20 protein-coding genes and 1 other annotated feature (1 of these 21 cut by a window edge) are annotated in these 20105 nt (G+C 38.6%); of the genes, 1 reads left to right on the plus strand and 19 read right to left on the minus strand.

Annotated elements, in window-relative coordinates; all coding sequences use genetic code 11:
- Positions 1 to 227 precede the first annotated feature (227 nt).
- From O0236_RS08945 to O0236_RS08955, 3 genes are all read right to left on the minus strand, one after another.
- Positions 228 to 917 (minus strand): 2,3-diphosphoglycerate-dependent phosphoglycerate mutase, encoded by a 690-nt coding sequence (locus tag O0236_RS08945; protein ID WP_268913547.1) that lies wholly within the window; start codon positions 915 to 917, stop codon positions 228 to 230.
- Positions 918 to 999: 82 nt separating this feature from the next.
- Positions 1000 to 2040 carry an AI-2E family transporter gene (locus tag O0236_RS08950; RefSeq protein ID WP_268913726.1) on the minus strand — a complete coding sequence of 347 codons (1041 nt, stop codon included), beginning with the start codon at positions 2038 to 2040 and terminating at the stop codon, positions 1000 to 1002.
- Positions 2041 to 2051: 11 nt separating this feature from the next.
- Positions 2052 to 2987 carry a hypothetical protein gene (locus O0236_RS08955; protein ID WP_268913546.1) on the minus strand — a complete coding sequence of 312 codons (936 nt, stop codon included), beginning with the start codon at positions 2985 to 2987 and terminating at the stop codon, positions 2052 to 2054.
- A gap of 111 nt (positions 2988 to 3098) precedes the next feature.
- On the opposite strand from O0236_RS08955, the gene O0236_RS08960 reads away from it, so the two are divergent.
- On the plus strand, positions 3099 to 4271 hold the full coding sequence (locus O0236_RS08960) for an SAM-dependent methyltransferase (RefSeq protein ID WP_268913545.1): 1173 nt from the start codon (positions 3099 to 3101) through the stop codon (positions 4269 to 4271).
- Positions 4272 to 4369: 98 nt separating this feature from the next.
- On the opposite strand, the gene O0236_RS08965 is transcribed toward O0236_RS08960, so the two are convergent.
- The 16 genes from O0236_RS08965 to O0236_RS09040 form a co-directional block, all read right to left on the minus strand.
- On the minus strand, positions 4370 to 5143 hold the full coding sequence (locus O0236_RS08965) for a (S)-acetoin forming diacetyl reductase (protein ID WP_268913543.1): 774 nt from the start codon (positions 5141 to 5143) through the stop codon (positions 4370 to 4372).
- A gap of 174 nt (positions 5144 to 5317) precedes the next feature.
- Positions 5318 to 5650, minus strand: a complete 333-nt coding sequence (locus O0236_RS08970; protein WP_268913542.1) for an AzlD domain-containing protein — start codon at positions 5648 to 5650, stop codon at positions 5318 to 5320.
- Positions 5651 to 5661: 11 nt separating this feature from the next.
- Entirely contained in the window at positions 5662 to 6429 is a 768-nt protein-coding gene (locus O0236_RS08975) for an AzlC family ABC transporter permease (RefSeq protein WP_268913725.1), read from the minus strand.
- 125 nt (positions 6430 to 6554) lie between these two features.
- Positions 6555 to 7823, minus strand: coding sequence for a D-alanyl-D-alanine carboxypeptidase family protein (locus O0236_RS08980; RefSeq protein ID WP_268913541.1), 1269 nt, complete (start codon positions 7821 to 7823; stop codon positions 6555 to 6557).
- A 13-nt stretch (positions 7824 to 7836) separates the two neighbouring features.
- Entirely contained in the window at positions 7837 to 9000 is a 1164-nt protein-coding gene (locus O0236_RS08985; RefSeq protein ID WP_268913540.1) for a sensor histidine kinase, read from the minus strand.
- 15 nt (positions 9001 to 9015) lie between these two features.
- Positions 9016 to 9705, minus strand: coding sequence for a response regulator transcription factor (locus tag O0236_RS08990; RefSeq protein ID WP_268913539.1), 690 nt, complete (start codon positions 9703 to 9705; stop codon positions 9016 to 9018).
- A gap of 107 nt (positions 9706 to 9812) precedes the next feature.
- Complete coding sequence (locus tag O0236_RS08995) at positions 9813 to 10997, minus strand: glycerate kinase (protein ID WP_268913538.1); 1185 nt, start codon at positions 10995 to 10997, stop codon at positions 9813 to 9815.
- Positions 10998 to 11130: 133 nt separating this feature from the next.
- Positions 11131 to 12270: an IMP dehydrogenase gene (gene guaB, locus O0236_RS09000; protein WP_268913537.1), complete on the minus strand. Its 1140-nt coding sequence runs from the start codon at positions 12268 to 12270 to the stop codon at positions 11131 to 11133.
- A 154-nt stretch (positions 12271 to 12424) separates the two neighbouring features.
- A complete protein-coding gene (locus O0236_RS09005) occupies positions 12425 to 13132 on the minus strand; it encodes a DUF1129 family protein (RefSeq protein WP_268913536.1) in 708 nt (235 codons plus the stop codon).
- A 26-nt stretch (positions 13133 to 13158) separates the two neighbouring features.
- The gene (ychF, locus tag O0236_RS09010; RefSeq protein ID WP_268913535.1) at positions 13159 to 14259 is read right to left on the minus strand and encodes a redox-regulated ATPase YchF; all 1101 of its coding nucleotides are present in this window, start codon (positions 14257 to 14259) and stop codon (positions 13159 to 13161) included.
- A gap of 25 nt (positions 14260 to 14284) precedes the next feature.
- The gene (locus O0236_RS09015; protein WP_268913534.1) at positions 14285 to 14470 is read right to left on the minus strand and encodes a DUF951 domain-containing protein; all 186 of its coding nucleotides are present in this window, start codon (positions 14468 to 14470) and stop codon (positions 14285 to 14287) included.
- 21 nt (positions 14471 to 14491) lie between these two features.
- Entirely contained in the window at positions 14492 to 15376 is an 885-nt protein-coding gene (locus O0236_RS09020; RefSeq protein WP_268913533.1) for a ParB/RepB/Spo0J family partition protein, read from the minus strand.
- The gene (locus O0236_RS09025) at positions 15366 to 16133 is read right to left on the minus strand and encodes a ParA family protein (RefSeq protein ID WP_268913532.1); all 768 of its coding nucleotides are present in this window, start codon (positions 16131 to 16133) and stop codon (positions 15366 to 15368) included. Before O0236_RS09025 ends, O0236_RS09020 begins: the two co-directional genes overlap by 11 nt.
- Before the next feature lie 12 nt (positions 16134 to 16145).
- A complete protein-coding gene (gene rsmG / locus O0236_RS09030) occupies positions 16146 to 16883 on the minus strand; it encodes a 16S rRNA (guanine(527)-N(7))-methyltransferase RsmG (protein WP_268913531.1) in 738 nt (245 codons plus the stop codon).
- Between the two features lie 203 nt (positions 16884 to 17086).
- Positions 17087 to 18358, minus strand: coding sequence for a peptidase T (gene pepT, locus O0236_RS09035; RefSeq protein ID WP_268913530.1), 1272 nt, complete (start codon positions 18356 to 18358; stop codon positions 17087 to 17089).
- A gap of 13 nt (positions 18359 to 18371) precedes the next feature.
- Positions 18372 to 20006 (minus strand): peptide ABC transporter substrate-binding protein, encoded by a 1635-nt coding sequence (locus O0236_RS09040; protein ID WP_268913529.1) that lies wholly within the window; start codon positions 20004 to 20006, stop codon positions 18372 to 18374.
- Between the two features lie 55 nt (positions 20007 to 20061).
- Positions 20062 to 20105, minus strand: a binding site (T-box leader) (it continues 179 nt past the right edge of the window).

Raw genomic sequence — 20105 nt, forward strand, 5'->3', positions numbered from 1 at the left:
CTTTGTCATTTAAAAAATAACTTAACAAATCAAATTTATTATTAATATCACAGTGCCAATAGTGCCGAAAGTGCCACAGCTTCAGCCCAAAAACAATTCACATTCAATCGTCCAATTTGTGACCACCAGTGACCGATTAATCATCACAAATCGCCACATAGACACAAAAAATCCCTGACCTCAATTACTCGAGATCAGGGATTTTCTATTGGTTATATCAATTAAGATTAACCTAATTTGTTTTTGCTTTGTACTTCAAGCTTGTCATTGAAGTCGTAGACAACTGGTTGACCAGTAGCCATTTCAAGGTTGATGATATCTTCATCAGAAATACCTTCAATGTACTTGCTCAATGCACGTAATGAGTTACCGTGGGCAGCAATAATAACATTCTTGCCGTCTAGTAATTTAGGTGCGATTTCGTCTTCCCAGAAAGGCATAACTCTTTCAAGAGTTACCTTAAGGTTTTCACCACCAGGGATGATGTGTGGATCAAGGTTAGCGTAACGACGGTCGTTAGCAGCTGAACCTTCATCGCTTGCGTCCAAAAGTGGAGGCAAAACATCGTATGAACGACGCCAAATATGAACTTGGTCTTCACCAAATTTTTCAGCGGCTTCAGCTTTGTTTTGTCCTTGCAAAGCGCCATAATGACGTTCGTTTAAACGCCAAGTTTTAGTTTCTGGAATCCAGAGTTGGTCTGAGTATTCCAATGCATAATGTAAAGTCTTGATGGCACGAGTTAATACTGAAGTGAAGGCATAGTCGAATTCAATACCTGCTTCTTTGATTAACTTACCAGCGTTTTGAGCTTGCTTAACACCTTCATCACTTAAATCAACGTCAACCCAACCAGTAAATTGGTTAGATAAGTTCCATTCACTTTGACCGTGACGGATCAATACAAGTTTAGCCAAAATAATTACCTCTTTCTTTTATCTCTACCTTTGTAATTTTACACCAAACGACCGCATTTATCGACCTCGAATTCTAATTTACCTATTCAAGTAATTTTCTGTCTCTTCTGAATCCGTGGTGGTATTGCACACCTAGAATGTCCAAGAAGAAAGTAAATACAGGTACCCCACAAATTAATCCCCAAACACCAAAGAAATTTTCACCTATCAGTAAAACCACAAAGGTATAAAAGATTGGTAGATTAGTTCGTGACGACATGAATTTAGGATTCAAGACGTAAGCTTCTAATGCATGCACGATAATAATTGTCACAATTAGGTAAATAATATCAGTAAATCCACCAACTGAATATCCCACTAAGGAAAGTGGAATCAAAGAGATAATCACTCCTGCAACTGGAATTAAACTCAAGATAAATACCATGAGGGCAAGAACTGCCACTTGAGGAAGTCCCATGACGATCATCACAACTGTTGTGATGGCTGTGTTAACCAAAGCGATGAAGAATTGCGCTTCAATAACCACACCAAAAGTTGCGACGAACTTACGACCAAAGTATTCCAAATCTTCAAACAACCAACTTACATAACTGTTTTTGAATGATTGTGAGAATTGCACCATTTGTTTTTCTTCGATACTGAAGAAGAAACTTAGCATAAGTGATAGGAATAATGTCACTCCCATTGTTGTAACGGCAGTGATGGAATGCCAGATCAGTCCCACACCATTTTTGACCGAACTTAAAATATGACTCTGCTGAATCAACTGATTAATCCAGCCTAGTGTTTGATCATCAGGTAAATTCTTTGGATTAGAATAGAAATTAATGACATCTGAAGTCGATCTAACAGTTTGCACAGCTAACTGTGGAACGTACTTAGTAATTGCCGAGAATAAACCAACCACGACAATTAAAAAGACAATTGTGACAATCAAAGCAGATGGTAATTTAACGTATTTTTGGACAAACTTGGTAAGTTTAGTGACTAATAAACTAAAGATGAACGTCAATAAAATGATATTCATCATACTTCTGAGAACCACCAAAATGGCAATTGCTGCCAGTAAAACGACGATTCTCCTTAAAGGAACATTCTCTATAAAACGCTTATACATATGCAGTAAGGTTCTCCTTATTTAAGGGTTTGTTTAGCGTAATTAGTTACTGATTGGTTCTTTTCACTAGCACCTTTAATCAGGTTTTTAACATCTTGATCACTCATAGCACCAGTATCAAATCCAGCTTGTTGTAAATCTCTTCTAGCAGTATTAACTTGAGCGTTGGTGATTTCTTGACCATCAATTTCATTTTGGCTGGGACTAACTGTGAACTCATTGGAACCTTTGTAGTTATCAGCCTGTTTTTGCTCACTAGGAGTTAAGCTAGCACTTGATGAATCAGGGTTAGTGTTGGTATTTGATTGATTATTAGCATCAACATTAGGATCAGCAACCGAGCTACTTGAATCATCATTCTGGTTCAAAGTACTTGAGCTATTAGGTTCACCATTAATTGCCTTATTGTTATCATCCCGAAGCTTCTCAGCTTTCTTCAAGATGTCTTGGTAATAAGTTTGATGAATGTATTTATCATTAAAGATTTGATCCAAACTAGTATTAGACTCCATATACTGACCCTTACCTGCTTGGTCTAAAGCCTTATTGTAAACTTTGTTGTATATCTTAATGTTTCCTTGGACTATCTTGATTGTTGATAAATTAGACTTGGCCCGATCAATCAACTGTTCGTTACCATTATTGGTATCGCGAACCTCAGTAAATTGTTGTTTAGAAACACCAAATTTACGATCACTCATTGATTTTTGAGCTGAAACAAAGGTTTGTGTTTGATTAAGCAAAGTTGTTGCTTTCTTGTCATTTTGCTTACGTTTTAAAGCATTGGTAAATGCTGTTTCCGCATCAGTATAATTCTTGTTCGAGATGGCAGCATTTCCACGGGTCATTTGTTGATCATATAGCCGATTATTCTGAGAATGACGCGCATATGCGTATCCTCCAATTGAACCAGCCACAATGATTGCTACTATAATCCAAATCCATTTTTTCAAATCGATACCCTCCCATGTAAACCAATTTGAATTCATTATAACATTTTTAATTCAATCATTTGTTTAGAAGCGTATAATGTCTTTTGTATCGAAAAAGAAAGGAATAAGATCATGCTTGAAAAGAAATTTTACGAATCATTTTTAAAAAACTCCTTCAATATTCCAGTTAAGATTACTTACTGGGATGGCTCCACATCAACTTACGGAAGTGGTGAGCCACAAGTAGCAATCAAATTTAACGAACCTATTCCAATCAGACAGATTCTTAAGAATGCTTCAATTGCTCTTGGAGAAGGATACATGGATGGTAAGATCGAAATCGATGGTAGTATCGAAGATCTTATTACTTCTGCATATCAAAGCGCTGACAGCTTCTTGAAAAACAAGAAGTTCATCCGCTACTTACCTAAAGCATCCCATAATGAAGAAGCAAGTAAAAAAGATGTCCAGGACCATTACGACATCGGTAACGACTTCTACAAATTATGGCTTGATGACACAATGACTTATTCATGTGCTTACTTTGAGACTCCAGAAGATGACTTAAAGACAGCCCAAATGAATAAAGTACATCATATTTTGAAGAAACTTGATCCTAAACCAAGAAGAACTTTGCTTGATATTGGTTGTGGTTGGGGAACTTTGATGTTAACTGCTGCTCAAGAATACGACTTGCGAGTTGTTGGAGTAACCTTAAGTCAAGAACAATATGATTACGTTAATTCTGAAATCAAGCGTTTAGGTCTTGAAGATGTTGCTGAAGTTAAGCTAACTGACTACCGTGAATTAGGCGATGCTAAATTCGACTACATCACTTCAGTTGGTATGTTTGAACACGTTGGTAAAGAAAACCTTGGTGAATACTTCAAGTGCGTTAACCATTACTTAACTGATGATGGTGTTGCCTTGATTCACGGAATCACTCGTCAACAAGGTGGAGCTTACAATGGTTGGATCAACAAATGGATCTTCCCAGGTGGATATGTTCCAGGTTTAACTGAAAACATGGACCACATCATTGAAAATGGTCTTCAAATTTATGACATGGAATCACTTCGTCGTCATTACCAAAAGACTACTGAAATTTGGGACGAAAACTTCCTTGCTGTTAAGCCTCAAGTAGCAGAAATGTTTGATGATAATTTTGTTCGAATGTGGGACTTATATCTTCAAGCATGTGCCGCTTCATTCAAGGCTGGTAACATTGATGTTATCCAATACTTGATCACTAAAGGCGCTTCTGGTCACGACTTACCAATGACTAGAGAATACATGTACAAATAACATTTCAATAGTTAAATACGAAAAGGCGTTAGCTTAGCTGCTAACGTCTTTTTTGTATAAAAAAACAACCATGATAAATATCATGATTGCTATTAATTTTATTGGAACTGCATACCACCATCGACAATCAATGTTTGACCAGTAACATAATTTGAATCTGGTCCTGCTAAGAAAGCAACTGCATTGGCAACATCTTCTGGTTCAGATAATCTACCAAGCGCAATACCATCAGAGAATGTTGACATACCCCATTCGTCGCTCTTGCCGGCATTTTGGCCAACTTCATGAGCAATATCAAACATCATTGGTGTCTTAACGATTCCGGGTGCGAATGCGTTAACAGTAATGTCTTCATCAGCTAAATCACGAGCAGTTGTCTGAGTGATTCCACGAATTGCAAATTTAGTTCCCACATAAAGTGCCAAGTTAGGGTTACCAACAACCCCAGCTTGTGAAGTAGCATTGATAATTTTACCGCCATGACCTAGTTCTTTAAATGCTTTGTGGGCAGCTTGAGTTCCCCATAAAACACCACCAACATTAACTTTGTAAACCCAATCGAAATCTTCTGGAGTAATCGTGTCAATTGGAGTGGTTGGTCCTAAACCAGCGTTATTAACGATAACGTTAAAATCACCAAATTCTTTAACCGTTGCATCAACTGCAGCAAAAACTTGATCTCGTTCAGCAACATCGGCCTTGATAGCAATTGCCTTGCCACCATTACCATTAATTTCATCAGCTATTTTTTGAACCTTGTCCAAGTGACGACCTACTAAAGAAACTGCAAATCCATCATTAGCTAATCTTTCAGCGATTGCTTGACCAATTCCTTGGCCTGCACCAGTTACCATTGCTACTTTTTGTGCCATGAGAAAATCCTCCATTTGTTTGTGAACTTTTTAACTTGCTTTCAATAATATATTCTTTTCTATCATGAAAATCAATCCATAATATTTCGGAGGTCATTTTCATTTTTAAAAATACTAATTAAAAAAGCAAGTCCCCCTACTTAGGAAACTTGCTTTATCGTTATAATTTATTATTTAGAAAAACATTGCAAGAATAAATACGGCTGCAAGACCTAAGACAACAGAAATCGTCATTGATCTCGTCCAATAAGCAATTGCAATTACTAAAACAGCAGCAATTAACTCGGGGGTTTTATCCACAATTGAGATTTGGTAACTAGGATTAATAAACAGATCCTTTACAACCAGTGCGGTAAATAAAGATACCGGCACGTAAGTCATCCACTCATTAAACCAAACGGGAATTTCCCGTGTTCTGAAGAACAGCAATGGCAATAATCGTGGTAAAAAGGCAACTGCAAAACACGCAAGTATTAACCAAAAATGTTGAGTTGTACTCCATTCCATAACTCTGACTCCTAATCCTTAACGTCCTCAGGTGATCCTGCTGGATTCTTCATCGATCGAAGAATCTTACTTCTGGGATGATTTTTTCTGATTGTTGCTTCCAGAGCAAAACCGATGAAAGATGCAATCAATGTTGAAATCACTAATCCAAGAGTTGTTTTAGTGATAGCCATACAAATTGCTGCCAAAATTCCTGAAATAATACAGATGAAAATGATTAAGCCGTTCTTTAACTGCATCACAATCATATACAAGAATAAAGCTGTTAATGCAAAATGCACCACAGTCAAATTGATGGTAATTGCACTACCAATGATACTCCCAATAACGTTGCTGACAGTCCAAAACGCCAGTGTGTAATGCTCAACATTTAAAGCATCACGTGGCGTGAAGTTCTTATCAGTTGAAAACTTTAAGTAATTGATTGCGTAGTTCTCGTCGTTCATCGATGCCGCAAATATGGTCGTAAACCCTAGCGACTTTCCATGAAGATACTTCGATAAACTAGATCCCAGCAATGCATATCGCAATTCTAGGAAAAACAACATCAAGACAACCGAATACATAGGTGCATTCGTTGCCAATAGCGAAGCAATCAAAAATTGCGCTCCTCCTGAAAATACCAATACTGATACAAGAGCAGTCATATAAATATTAAACCCGGACGCGTGAAGTAAAATACCACACGCTAATCCGATGGGTATGTAACTTAAATCAACTGGTAATGAAACATTTAGTATCCGTCGCCAATAGGGCAACTGTTCATCAGATCTAGCCATATTCTTAGCCAATAGGATTCCTCCAATAAAAAATTGAAAATAGAGTCAACGTTAAAAAAATGAATCCAACTTACATTATATTGGAAAATTAAGAAATAATAAACCTCTTATCCAGAATTTGCACTTTAAAACAAGTTTGCAACCGCTCTAAACATTTGTACAAACACATTTGCTTTATCAACTTTTTTCGTTGGTGCTAAGGCAATTGTAGCAGTTTTAGGGCTTAAGTATGTGATTTTTCTTCCATTTATCAATAAATTTACTTTGGCAACCGCTGAGTTAACCGTAATTGGCGCTGAAAGTTGCTTATCTTTTTTCACAAACTTTCCCGTGACTTTAACTGATTGCTTGGGTACCCAAATCCATCGAGAATGCAACGTTCCAACTTTAACAGTTTGATCCTTAGCGTTTTTAACAAACACTGTTTTGGCATTGGCAATGGTAGCCTTGCTACTTAGTTTCATTGGTCTATTATTAGCCACAACCTCACGCAACAATTTCGCAGTTTGAATAAACCTTGCTGGATCTGTTGGTGAAGTGTTTCTGGCATGTAAGATGACAGTTACGATTCGGCGATGCCGATTAGTAGCAGAACTAACAAATGAAGCCCCTGCCTTATCTGATGTCCCAGTTTTAAGACCAGTAACCTTAATACTTGGAGATACTTTATCATTTCCGAGCAACTCATTGTGGCCCTCATACTGGGCACCAGCAAATGTATAACTAGTTTGCGAAGTAATCTTAGTTACGCTGGGAAACGTCTTCAATAATTTAGCAGCAATCTGACCTACACTTTGTGCCGACATCATGTTTTCGGCATTCGGTGAAACATTTTTTAATTCCAAATCACCCATCAGTTTATTAGGCAAACCAGCCGCATTGTAGAACTTGGCATCATTGATACCCATTGATCTAGCAGTATCTTGCATCACTTGATTAAATTGTTCTGGTGAGCCTGCAACAGCATTTCCTAACGTGATTGCTGCGGCGTTTGCTGATGAAATCAGGGCTGCTTTCACTAATTCTTTAACCGTATATGAATTACCAGCAACTAAAGGTACGTTGGTTAATTCTGCTCCAGTACTGAGTTTAGCCAACTTGGAATCGATTTTAACTCGAGTATTCCAACTCAATTTATGCTCAGCAATTCGCTGATGAACAATATAAACTGTCATCAATTTAGAAATGGAAGCAATGGCTAATGGTTGCTTGTCATTCTTAGCATATAAAATCTGACCTGTGTCAGCGTCAACAGCCAAAGCCGCCTTCGCTTGAATCGGTGACTTTGGGTCAATTGCTTGGCCGTTCGCCTGAACCATCCCTGGTATCAAGCCAATAAAAAAGATGGTCGCAATAACTGTTACCATCGATTTTAACGTTAATTTTTTATTCATTATTACTCCTTAACTACGAAAGCATTTTAGGTTTATCATACTTTAATTTTTCACCTGGCTTAATTGGCAAATGAATTGAAAAGATCGTAAATTCATCATCTGATGTGACATCAATATATCCACCATGTAGGTCAACAATGCTTTGAGCAATCGCCAATCCCAATCCTGAACCACCAGTGTCTTTGTTTCTAGATTCTTCAACTCGATAGAATCTTTCAAAAATTTGATTCAACGCTTTTGCTGGGATCTTAGGACCATCGTTTAAAACATCAATTTTAGCCTCTTTATCTGATACAAACTTCGCCCTTAAATAAATGTTTTTACCGCCAACACCGTATTTAATAGCATTGGAAATCAAATTATTAAAGACCCGCCCTAACTTCTCAGCATCAGCATCTATAAACATCGATTCCTGTGGATCATCTGTGGAAATCTTCAATCCATGTTTTCCAGCATCTAATTCAAATGCTGCCACCAACTGTTCCATCATCTGCGTCAAATCGATCCGAGTATAAGATAACTTAGTATCGGCCTGCCGAACTTTGGTGTACTCAAATAGATTATCAACCAACGACTTCATTTGTTTAGCCTTTAAATACGCAATTTCAGTGTACTTAAACACATCATCAGTGTTGCGGTACTGTTTATCTTGAATCAGTCCCAAGTACCCTAGAATCGACGTTAACGGCGTTCGTAAGTCATGACTAACGTTGGTTATCAAATCATCCTTAGACTTTTCAATAGCCCGTTCATCATTCAGTGACTCAATGACACTATCAACTAGCGCGTTGACACTATCAACCACGGACTGCGTATTTCCTGATAAATGAAAATTAATTCGGTGATCTAAATGACCATTTGCAATATAATGCAATTCCGAAATAATGTGACGCAATTCCATTTGATGGTATCGACGAATCAAACGCCAATAGACAACCGCCGCATCAAAAACCAGCATTAGGATAATGAAGATATTTTCCCAACTCCAAATTCGATAATGCGCAGGGCCAATCAAAATCGATCGCTTAATAATAAAGATTCCGTCTCTCAGACCTGGATTAGCTTCAATTGATTGGTTAATCACGATGATAATTGACAGGTTCAGTAACATTAGCAGGATGACCGTGGTAATTCCTTCGACGATCAATTCAGTTTTTTCACGAGCAGTCAATTTCATGACAGTTCCTCCCGGCTAATGGGCTTCAACTTTATAACCGACACCCCAAACAGTTTGAATAACCTTCTCACCGTTAGTAGCTTCTTCGATTTTATCCCGCAAATGACTCACGTGGACCATAACAGTCTTAGCCGAAACGATACTTTCTTGACGCCATACTCGTTCAAAAATTTCGTCAGCTGAAAAGACCCGGTTAGGATGACTAGCCAACAAGTATAAGATTCCGAACTCTAAGGCAGTTAACTGGATTGGTTCCCCAGTAATTGTCTTAACTTCGTGAGAATCCTTGTTGATAGTTAAAGGTCCGATGTCCAAAATATCTGGCGTATCATCAGTGACATGCTCTTCAGCTCTTCTAAGTAATGACTTAACTCTAGCCATCACTTCAAGAGGATTAAATGGCTTAGTAACATAATCATCCGCACCACTGATCAATCCTTGAATCTTATCCATATCTTCAGTCTTAGCTGACAAGATAATGATTGGAATCTGTGAATCTTTTCTAACTTCCTTAACGACTTCGATACCACTCATCCCCGGCATCATAACATCTAAAATCATTAAACCAATGTCAGATTCAGTCCTTAATCTAGTTAAAGCTTCTTCACCACTATTTGCGGATACTGGTTCATATCCTTCATTTCTAATATAGATTTCAAGCAATTGAGCGATTTCTTTGTCATCATCAACAACTAAAATTTTCATGTTTTTACCTCTCATTTGAGTTTAAACTCATATTCATGACGCTAATAACCATAGTTTACACTATTTAGAATAAGCAACAATGTTTATTCTAACAAGTAAAGGTAAATTTAAACAGGCAGTCGATCTTGTGTCAACATCTCTTGTATTATTTTGGCCACAGTTATCGTCAAATTCTCCTGGGCATTTGCTTTCGGATCACCTAATTCCGGGCTTACTTGAATTTCCTCAATCTGATTAAATCCTTGTTCATACAAGCCCTCAATACCTTCACCAACCCGACCGCCGATCCCTAAGATATAACTAGTGGATGCTTTTAACCGTGCTTGTTGAGCGACGATACTTGGTGCCTTACCGTATTGAGTTTGGGAGTCAATAGAGCCTTCACCAGTAATCACTAGATCGGCATCTTGTACGGCATCCTCAAATGACATTTCTGACAATATCAACTGAATGCCAGAAGTTAATCTTGCATGCAAACCAGCAACCAGCCCTGCGCCTAATCCGCCAGCTGCACCCGCACCGGAAACATCATTGATCTCGATTCCCAAATCCTTACGGATGACGGCACTATAATTGACCAGCGCTTGATCTAGTCGTGCGACCATCGTGTCATCAGCTCCCTTTTGTGGGCCAAAAACAACTGAAGCCCCTTCTGGACCAGTCAATGGGTTGGTTACATCTGTTGCTCCGACAATCTCCACATGCTCGAATCTTTGATCAATGTCACTGACATCAATCTTAGCTAATTGGGCTAATCCTAATCCACCCCTTGGGATTGGTTGTTGGTTACTATCCAATAATTTAACTCCCACCGCAGTTAACAGACCGGCACCACCATCATTAGTAGCACTACCGCCAAGTCCGATGATAATTTTAGTCACTCTATGATTCAAAGCATCAAGAATCAATTGACCGGTGCCATAAGTATCGGCCACACCGACTTGTGGATGCTGAAAATCAATGAACTCAAAACCACTAGCAGCCGCCATTTCGATCACAGCTGTTTGACCATTATCAATTAGACCATAGCTTGCAGAGACTATCTCGCCAAATGGATTCTCAACTTGAGCAGCCACTCTACGACCGTTTTTAGCTCTAATCAATGTGGCGACAGTCCCTTCTCCACCATCAGCCAGTGATAGTAAGCAATAGTCTGCATTGGAAAGGACTTGCTCACACCCTGCCTTAATCGCTTGTGCAGCTTCTTCAGCAGTTAAATACCCCTTGTAAGAATCTGGAGCAATCACAATTTTTAATGAATTTTTGTCTCGCTTAGCAGTGTCTTGATCCATGATCTTCTCCAATCAACACGATTTAAAGTTAACTATTCTTCTATAATTATAAACACTCTTTTTATAAAACAAAAATGGGTCCAATAAGCATCTGATCGATACTCACTAGTCCCATAGTTTATTAATGGTTAGTTTACTTTTTATAGTTTGGTGCGGCTTTAATAGCTGCTAAATCATGTGGATGAGATTCGATCAATCCGGCATTTGAAATTTCCACGAATTGAGCATGATCATTTAGGTACTGGATATTGTTTGCGCCAGTATATCCCATTCCTGAACGTAAGCCACCAATCATTTGGAATGTAATATCCTTCACGCTACCACGATATTCAATTTCGCCTTCAATACCTTCTGGAACTAACTTGTTAGCCTCATTGACGCCACCTTGGAAGTAACGGTCAGATGAACCATGTGATTGGCTCATTGCAGCAACAGAACCCATACCACGATAGGCTTTGAACTTCTTGCCATTTTCTTCAAATACTTTACCCGGTGCTTCATCAGTTCCGGCCAACATGCTACCAAGCATAACTGCGTTACCACCAGCAGCTAAGGCCTTAACGATATCTCCAGAATACTTGATACCACCATCAGCAATGATAGGTTTGTGCCATTTTCTAGCAACCTCAGCTGAATCATAAATAGCAGTTAGTTGGGGAACTCCAACTCCAGCGACTACTCGAGTAGTACAGATAGAGCCAGGGCCGATTCCTACTTTAACAACATCAACACCTGCTTGAAACAAAGCTTCTGTTCCTTCAGCAGTGGCTACGTTACCGGCAATCAAAGTAGTATCTGGATAATGTTCACGAATTTCAGCAATTTTTCTCAAGACACCAGCCGAATGACCATGCGCAGTATCAATGACAATGGCATCAACTCCGGCGGCTAAAATGGCTTCTGCACGATCAAATGTGTCAGAAGTAACTCCGACTGCTGCAGCTACTAAAAGTCGGCCTTGATCATCAACTGCAGCGTTTTCTGCAATATCATTAACTTGCTTAACTTTAGCAACTTCTTCAGCTTGAGCTTCAATACTTAAATTCTTGTGAATTACTCCTAATCCACCAAGGTTGGCCATAGTGGTGGCCATTGCAGATTCAGTGACTGTGTCCATTCCGGCACTAATAAACGGAATATTTAATTTAATGTTGTCTGCTAATTGGGTTGAAAGATCCACCTCATTAGGTAAAACATCACTAGCTGCGGGAACCAATAAAACGTCATCGAAAGTGTAACCCTTATTTCCAAACTTATCATTCCAACTAACCATTTAATTCGCTCCTTTAAAAATATAATTGTTTAAAAATATACCACCCTCAACCAGCCACAACAAGGACAATTCAAGAATTCTAATTGTTATCTAATAAAAAAGCATCCCAACGATAATTAATCGTCAGGACACCTTTACAAGAGCAATTTAATTTTTAGAACAAACCACCAGTAATGTTAAAGCGACGTTTTACATAAACACTACCACCGATTGAGATTACTCCAAGAGCAATATATACATATGAATTAAGAATTGGGTTGATAGCATGTGGAATCAATCCGGCAACGAAGAAGACTGCCATCCATAATACAAAGAATGCGGCAATGAAAATAATTCTGATTGGTAATGAGTATTTATGTTTAACACCTGGGGCAATCAAAACGGTCATCAATGGAATTCCTAATCCAGCAATAATTGAACTTAAGATAATTCCGCTGATTCCCATCGTAGTGGCTTGAGCACTCTTAGAGAAGAGCGCAGTTACACCATACAATAAAGTAAAGATGGTAAAGAATAATAGTGTGTTATATCCAGCATTTGGCCAGTAATCCGTAATTGGGTCAGCAGCTTTCTTAGGTGGATTAACCACACTATCAATCTTTTGGTCAACAGTTCCCCAAAGGTTACGGGCAGTCTTACCACTCTTTTGACCAGTAAGTAAATCCTGAACCATTTGATTGATCAATTCAGTCTTTTGTTCATCTTTTAGCTTAGTGTTTCCAAGTGCTTGGCTAAATTTGAACATGTACTCTGCATTCCGCTTGGTAAGTCCAATATTATCAAACTGAGAATGGACGTGTTCAGCAGTCCGGTTACGGTCTTGTTGAACGTGTGCATTTCGCTTTTCAGTATTTTCAGTCAATTAAATTCGCTCCTTAAAATCAATTATTAAACGTTGAATCTAAATTCAACAATGTCACCGTCTTGCATAACGTAGTCTTTACCTTCAAGACGGAGTCTACCAGCTTCCTTAACGGCAGCTTGAGTCTCATATTTATCCAAATCATCAAATGCCATAACTTCGGCACGGATAAATCCTCGTTCAAAGTCAGAATGGATAATTCCGGCAGCTTGTGGTGCTTTAGTACCAGACTTGAATGTCCAAGCCTTAGTTTCTTTACCACCAGCAGTGAAGAATGTTTCCAATCCTAATAATTTGTAAGATGCGCGGATCAATCTGTTCAATCCAGGTTCTTCAACACCTTCAGCAGCCAAGAAATCTGCTTTATCGGCATCGTCTAATTCAGCGATTTCTTCTTCAGCTTCGGCAGCAACAGCAATTGCTTCTGCACCTTCTGAAGCAGCGAAGTCTTTGATCAACTTAAAGTACTTAGAATTTTCAGGGTCAGCCATGTCATCTTCGGCAATGTTAGCCACGTAGAGAATTGGTTTTGATGTTAATAAGAATAATCCCTTAACGATTTTTTCTTCATCTTCATCAAATTCAATGGTTCGAACTGACTTACCGGCTTCAAGAACTGGTTTGATTTTTTCTAGAACTGCTAATTCAGCCTTAGCTTCTTTATCAGAACCCTTAGCAGCACGTTGAACTTTAGCCAATCGCTTATCAACGGCGTCCAAATCAGACATCCCTAATTCAAGGTTGATAGTATCAATATCATCAATCGGATCAATTTTACCTGAAACGTGAGTGATGTTGTCGTCATCAAATGCCCGTACTACGTGAACAATGGCATCAACTTGGCGAATGTTTTCCAAGAACTTGTTACCAAGTCCTTCACCTTTACTGGCACCCTTAACAATTCCAGCAATATCAGTAAATTCAAATGTTGTTGGCACCACTTTATCAGCTGGAATCAATTCTTGAATTCGGTCTAATCGGGCATCGGGAACTTCAACCATTCCCACATTAGGATCGATAGTGGCAAATGGATAGTTTGCCATTTCGGCTCCGGCTTTCGTAATCGCATTGAATAAGGTTGACTTACCAACGTTTGGTAATCCGACAATTCCTGCAGTTAATGACATATTAGTAAACTCTTCTTTCTAAATTTTAGTCTTCAGCTTTTTCCAAAATCTTTTTAAGCTTCTTATCAAATTCCCGACGAGGAAGCATAACAATGTGCTGACAACCAGTACATTGAATCTTAATATCGGCCCCCATCCGGATAATCTCCCAACGATTAGTTCCACATGGATGAGGCTTCTTCATTTCAACAATATCGTGCAATCCGTACATAAGGATCATCCTTTCATATCACTAATCTAAATTAACATCCATCATTTCAAGAATTCGATTTAAATCATCTTCTGATGTATAGGCAATCTCAATCTTACCGGCACCCTTTTTTCTCGGAGCGGCGTTGATAGCCACATTCGTGCCAAATCGATCTTGCAATTGATGCTCAGAAGCTTTAACAAACGGTGATTTACGGACCACCTTTTTCTTCTTCGCACCTTTTTTACCATTAAGTTTGTCAGCAGCTTGTTCTAATTGACGAACTGTCAAAGATTCACTAACTGCCCGCTTAGCTAACTCAATCATGTCTGGTTTGCTCTTAACTGACAACAATGTTCGAGCTTGACCCATTGATAACTTCTCGTCATCCAAAAATTCTTTGATAGGTTGAGGTAATCCCAAGATTCGCAAATAATTGGCAATGTATGGTCGACTCTTACCAAGACGCTTAGCAACTTGTGCTTGAGTTAAATCAAGTTGAGTCATCAAAGTCTCATAGGCTTGAGCTTCTTCCAAAGTAGTTAGATCTTCACGTTGCAAGTTCTCTAAAACTGCGATTTCCATCATTTCTTCTTCGTTCACATCACGAACGATTGCAGGAATGGTCTTTTGTTGAGCAATTTTAGAAGCACGGAGACGTCGTTCACCAGTTAGTAGCTCATACACTTCCTTATCAGGATTAGGTTGTCGAACGATGATTGGTTGAAAGACCCCGGAGTTTTTAATTGAAACTGCTAGATCTTCCAACGCTTTGGCATCGAATCGATGACGTGGTTGATAAGGATTGGGTTTGATGTTGTTGATGTTAATATCGATAACTTTTTCTTTACTTGTATCAACGTTATTATCTTCAAACAACGCTTCAATTCCTTTACCTAACCCACCCGTGATTTTCTTACTTGGCATGACGAGCAAGCACCTCCTCTACTAACTGCATATACGTTTGTGCTCCTTTTGACTTAGCATCGTAGTCAATGATTGGCAATCCGTAGCTAGGTGCTTCAGATAACCGGATGTTTCTCGGAATAACTGTCTCATATACTTCATCTTCGAAGTATTTTTGAACTTCATTCTTTACTTGAACTCCTAAGTTGGTTCTGGAATCATACATGGTCAATAATACACCCTCAATTTTTAGATCCTTATTGAAGTGCTTCTTAACCAATTCGACTGTGTTTAATAACTGACTTAACCCTTCCAAAGCATAGTACTCACTTTGAACTGGAATCAAGATCGAGTCACTCGCAGTAAATGCATTGATTGTGATCAATCCTAACGAAGGTGGACAATCAATCAAGACAAAATCATATTCAGACTTAACCTGGTTAAGGGCTTCTCGTAAACGAGTTTCCCGCGCCATTTGTGGTGTCAATTCAATTTCGGCACCCGATAATTGAATGGTGGCAGGCACAATATCTAGTCCCTCACGCTGAGTTTGAAGAATTGTTTCTTTCATTGGCACTTCATTGATCAAGACATCATAGACATCCTTTTCAATATCCGGCTTAGAAATACCTACTCCACTAGTAGCATTGCCTTGAGCATCAGCATCGATGATCAAGACCTTTTTACCTGCGGCTGCTAATCCAGCTCCCAAGTTAACAGCAGTAGTTGTCTTACCAACTCCACCCTTTTGATTCGCAAGCGCAATTACAATCGTCATTCCAAATTCCTCTTACTTTTTTCCTTGACCCAAAGGTTCTTTAGCAGGCGTACCCGCTTTTCGTGGATACTGCTTTGGGGTTGGTTTTACTTTATTAATTACAATAATATGGCGGGACTCATCAGTGTCAGCCAAATCAAATGAATGATCTGATGCCACTTGGCCACCTAACAATTGAATTGCTCGATCAGCATCACTCAACTCATCTTCTGCTTTGGCCGCCTTCATTGCGATCATCTGACCGCCAACTTTAACAAGGGGCAAGCAAAATTCGCTGAGGACCGATAAACGAGCAACTGCTCTGGCAGTTACAATATCATATTCTTCACGGTGTGGTGATTTTTTGCCACCAAATTCTTCCGCTCTGGCATGGAAAAGCTCCACTCCAGTCAATCCTAATTTCTCAACTAATTCAGTCAAAAAGTTGATTCGCTTATTCAATGAATCAACAATCGTAACTTTTAATTGTGGAAACAAGATTTTTAACGGAATACTAGGGAATCCTGCCCCCGCACCAACGTCACAAATAGAAAATGGCTCTGTCTGGATTTGTGAAACAAAAAAGGCCGGCGTGATCGAATCATAGAAATGCTTAAGATAAACGTCTGGCTCTTCAGTGATTGTCGTTAGATTTACATGTTCATTAACTGCTACTAATAGCTTGAAATAGGCTTCAAACTGGGATAACTGATCATCAGTTACCTCAATATTCTTTGCTAGCAGTGCTGCTTTAAATTGCTCAATATTCATAAATTATTTCTCCTGGAATTGTGAAACAAGTTTGTTTCACGACCTACTAATACTTTACCGTAAATTACGCTTTCATACAAGGTTTAGCGGTAAATTGAATAACAAAACGACAAATTAATAGTATACATTAATTTCGACGAAAATAAAAAGACAACTTCACTAATTACGCGATTTCGTAATCATTTTGAAGTTATCTTTTTATCTTATTTTACTAGTTGGTTATTTCGATGGCCAGTTTGTTTCACGTGCTCATCGTTTAACTGCACTAAGAAATTAGCAATTTCGGCCATTGATTCGGTAGTAACGTATTCATATTGGCCATGGAAATTATCACCACCATTAAATAAATTAGGTGTTGGAATGCCCTTTTGAGTTATGAAATTACCATCAGTCCCGCCTCTAAACGGAATTATATGAGAGTCAATATTGGCTCGTTTCATCGTATCTAATACCACATTAATGATATATGGATTAGCCTTGATGCGCTCCCAAATATTTTGATACTGCTCGGTGATCACCAACTGAACTCTTGTCCGATCTAACTCACTGTTTACATCGTTCACAATTTTCTTCAGTAAGTTTTCTTTTTCAACAAACTTGTCATTATCAAAGTCACGAATAATAATCTCAAAATGAGCTTTATCAATCGTTGCCTCAAGATTAGTCACTAAGAAGAATCCTTCATGACCTCGACTCTTTTCTGGGACTTCATCTTTAGGCAATTGACTAATGATCTCATTGGCAATAGTAATGGCATTAGTCAATAATCCGTAAGCATCCCCTGGATGTACCGCCGTTCCTTCCACATCAATTGCTGCCTGTGAGGCATTAAATGTCTCTGGCCTAATCTCACCTAAATCACCATTGTCTAGCGTATAGGCAAATTCAACTGGAAATCGCTCAACCGGAAACTGCTTAGCACCTTTGCCGATTTCCTCATCAGGACCAAAACCAACAAACACTGGACCATGTTTTACTTCTGGGTTGTCTTGATAGTACTTCAACATTCCAATGATTTCGGCGATTCCTGCTTTGTCATCAGCCCCTAATAAAGTTGTCCCATCTGTGGTAATTAAGGTCTCACCTATATGGCGCTTCAGCTTTGGAAATTGTTCAGAAGATAAAGTGATATTCTCTTCAGCATTTAACACAATTGGTTTGCCATCATAATTTTTGTGAACCTGAGGGTTGATATTTTCGGCATTAAAATCTGCAGTATCTAAATGTGCAATATAGCCGATGGGAGTCACGTCTGCATCCACATTGCTTGCAATGCTGGCGATCACATAGCCACTTGGCTCATCAAAAGCAACTTGGGATAGACCTAATTGTCTTAAGTCATCAACAATAGCTTTAGCTAATTCAACTTGACCAGGTGTTGTTGGCGTATCAGTAACGGCTGGATTCGAACGAGTATTTACTCTCGCATATTTGATAAATAATTCTTGAATATACTGTTGATCAATTTTCGTCATTCAAAATCATTCCTTAGTTTTTGATATAAGCTGTTTTCCAATCAAAAGGTACACCAGCTGGGTTATAAACAATTCCTTTCACATTTGAACGAATCAATTGTGGTTTAGCTTGTTGGAACAATGGCACAGTTCCTTGATCGTTCATCAACACTTTTTCAGCTGATACTAAGTTTTGCCAACGTTGTTCAGGCTTATTAGCATTTTGATTTTCTGATTCTGATATTTCCTTATCAAATTTTGCACTGACATAACCAGAAGTATTATAACTAGCACCCTTCTCGTAGACATCCAAGTAATTAATTGGGTCAGCAAAGACTGATTGCCAACTTTGAACAGTTAATTGATAATTCTTAGCTGCTTGGCGAGAAATCAATTGTACAAACGGAATTGATTGGATGGTTACTTTGACTCCTGGCAATTTCTCTAAGCTTGATTGTAAGAATTCGGCAACGTCCTTACTACTATCAGTATCTGAAACTAATAATGTCAAATTAAGCTTGTTAACACCAGTTTTAGCATATCCTTTTTTCAACAGTTGCTTAGCTTGAGTTAAGTTGTATGATACGGCGCTTGGAACTGATGCTTCTTCATCAAATGCTTGACCCGTCTTAGGGTTGTTACCCATGTTTGCTGGTACAAATCCTTTGGCTGGTTCTGAACCATCTTGAAGGACATCCTTAGTTAGTTGCTTACGATCAATGGCCAATGAGAACGCCTTACGAATATCAAGATTCTTAAAAGCCTTCACCTTATTTTGATTCAATTCCAATCTCGAAGTGGCAGTTGGAAGACGTTTTACAAAATCAGGATTATTTTGATTATTCTTCACTTGTTGGCCACTTAGTAATGTCTCGTCGACTTTCTTAGAGCTATAAAGGTTGTAACTAGTTGTGGTGCTTTCAGCTACTAACTCATTGATTTTGTCTAGCTTAACTGCTTTCTTATCCCAATAATCATTGTTCTTAACTAACGACCATGACTTGTTTGTACCATTCCACTTCTTTAAAACGAATGGTCCGTTGGAAACTGTATATTTGGCAGAAGTGCCGTATTTCTTACCATACTTATTAATCGCATTTTGGTTAACCGGGTAAAACAGTGGCCAAGCTAATAACTTTTTAAAGTATGTCACTGGTTTGCTGAGGTTCACTTGTAACTTGTAGTTTGACAAAGCCTTAATTCCTAGACTGCTAACTGGTTTTTTACCAGAATTAACAGCTTCGGCATTCTTAACTTGATATAAGTAAAAAGCATCCTGCGATTCAGTCCTAGGGTTAACCGTTCTACGCCAAGAATTAACAAAGTCCTTAGCTGTCACAGTTGAACCATCTGACCATTTAACACCCTTTCTTAAATTAAAAGTGTATGTCTTTCCACCATTAGTGATCTTAGTTTTAGTTGCTAATGCGTTTTGAGGAGTCCCAGACTTGTCTAGACGATAAAGGCCTTCCTGTGTATTCATCAATACATTAAATGATAGTGTATCGGTAGCTTTAGACAGATCAGCTGTTGCTAGCTCGCCATTTTCTGTCCAATTTAAAATTTGACTCTTACTTTTGGAATTATTTGATGCTGATTGACTACCACAGCCGGCCAGAACTAACGCTAATGTGGCAAATGACACCCCAAGTACCTGTTTTTTATTCATAATAACTTCCTCCCAAATTTTTTAGAAACAAAAAATCCCCTAGTCCAATGAAGGACTAAGGGACGTTATTAACGCGGTACCACCCAAATTCGTGTAGAC

This window comes from Lentilactobacillus sp. SPB1-3 (assembly GCF_026913205.2).
Classification (GTDB): Bacteria; Bacillota; Bacilli; order Lactobacillales; family Lactobacillaceae; genus Lentilactobacillus; species Lentilactobacillus terminaliae.

Excerpts from the sequence above, each read along its gene's own strand:
- O0236_RS09015 (WP_268913534.1), bottom strand. The coding sequence starts at position 14,470 with ATGTACGGATTGCACGATATTGTTGAAATGAAGAAGCCTCATCCATGT.
- O0236_RS08965 (WP_268913543.1), bottom strand. The coding sequence starts at position 5,143 with ATGGCACAAAAAGTAGCAATGGTAACTGGTGCAGGCCAAGGAATTGGT.
- O0236_RS08980 (WP_268913541.1), bottom strand. The coding sequence starts at position 7,823 with ATGAATAAAAAATTAACGTTAAAATCGATGGTAACAGTTATTGCGACC.
- O0236_RS09025 (WP_268913532.1), bottom strand. The coding sequence starts at position 16,133 with ATGACGATTGTAATTGCGCTTGCGAATCAAAAGGGTGGAGTTGGTAAG.
- O0236_RS08975 (WP_268913725.1), bottom strand. The coding sequence starts at position 6,429 with ATGGCTAGATCTGATGAACAGTTGCCCTATTGGCGACGGATACTAAAT.
- pepT (WP_268913530.1), bottom strand. The coding sequence starts at position 18,358 with ATGACGAAAATTGATCAACAGTATATTCAAGAATTATTTATCAAATAT.
- O0236_RS08995 (WP_268913538.1), bottom strand. The coding sequence starts at position 10,997 with ATGGATCAAGACACTGCTAAGCGAGACAAAAATTCATTAAAAATTGTG.
- O0236_RS09040 (WP_268913529.1), bottom strand. The coding sequence starts at position 20,006 with ATGAATAAAAAACAGGTACTTGGGGTGTCATTTGCCACATTAGCGTTA.
- O0236_RS08985 (WP_268913540.1), bottom strand. The coding sequence starts at position 9,000 with ATGAAATTGACTGCTCGTGAAAAAACTGAATTGATCGTCGAAGGAATT.
- O0236_RS09020 (WP_268913533.1), bottom strand. The coding sequence starts at position 15,376 with ATGCCAAGTAAGAAAATCACGGGTGGGTTAGGTAAAGGAATTGAAGCG.
- O0236_RS08960 (WP_268913545.1), top strand. The coding sequence starts at position 3,099 with ATGCTTGAAAAGAAATTTTACGAATCATTTTTAAAAAACTCCTTCAAT.
- rsmG (WP_268913531.1), bottom strand. The coding sequence starts at position 16,883 with ATGAATATTGAGCAATTTAAAGCAGCACTGCTAGCAAAGAATATTGAG.
- ychF (WP_268913535.1), bottom strand. The coding sequence starts at position 14,259 with ATGTCATTAACTGCAGGAATTGTCGGATTACCAAACGTTGGTAAGTCA.
- guaB (WP_268913537.1), bottom strand. The coding sequence starts at position 12,270 with ATGGTTAGTTGGAATGATAAGTTTGGAAATAAGGGTTACACTTTCGAT.
- O0236_RS08990 (WP_268913539.1), bottom strand. The coding sequence starts at position 9,705 with ATGAAAATTTTAGTTGTTGATGATGACAAAGAAATCGCTCAATTGCTT.
- O0236_RS08970 (WP_268913542.1), bottom strand. The coding sequence starts at position 5,650 with ATGGAATGGAGTACAACTCAACATTTTTGGTTAATACTTGCGTGTTTT.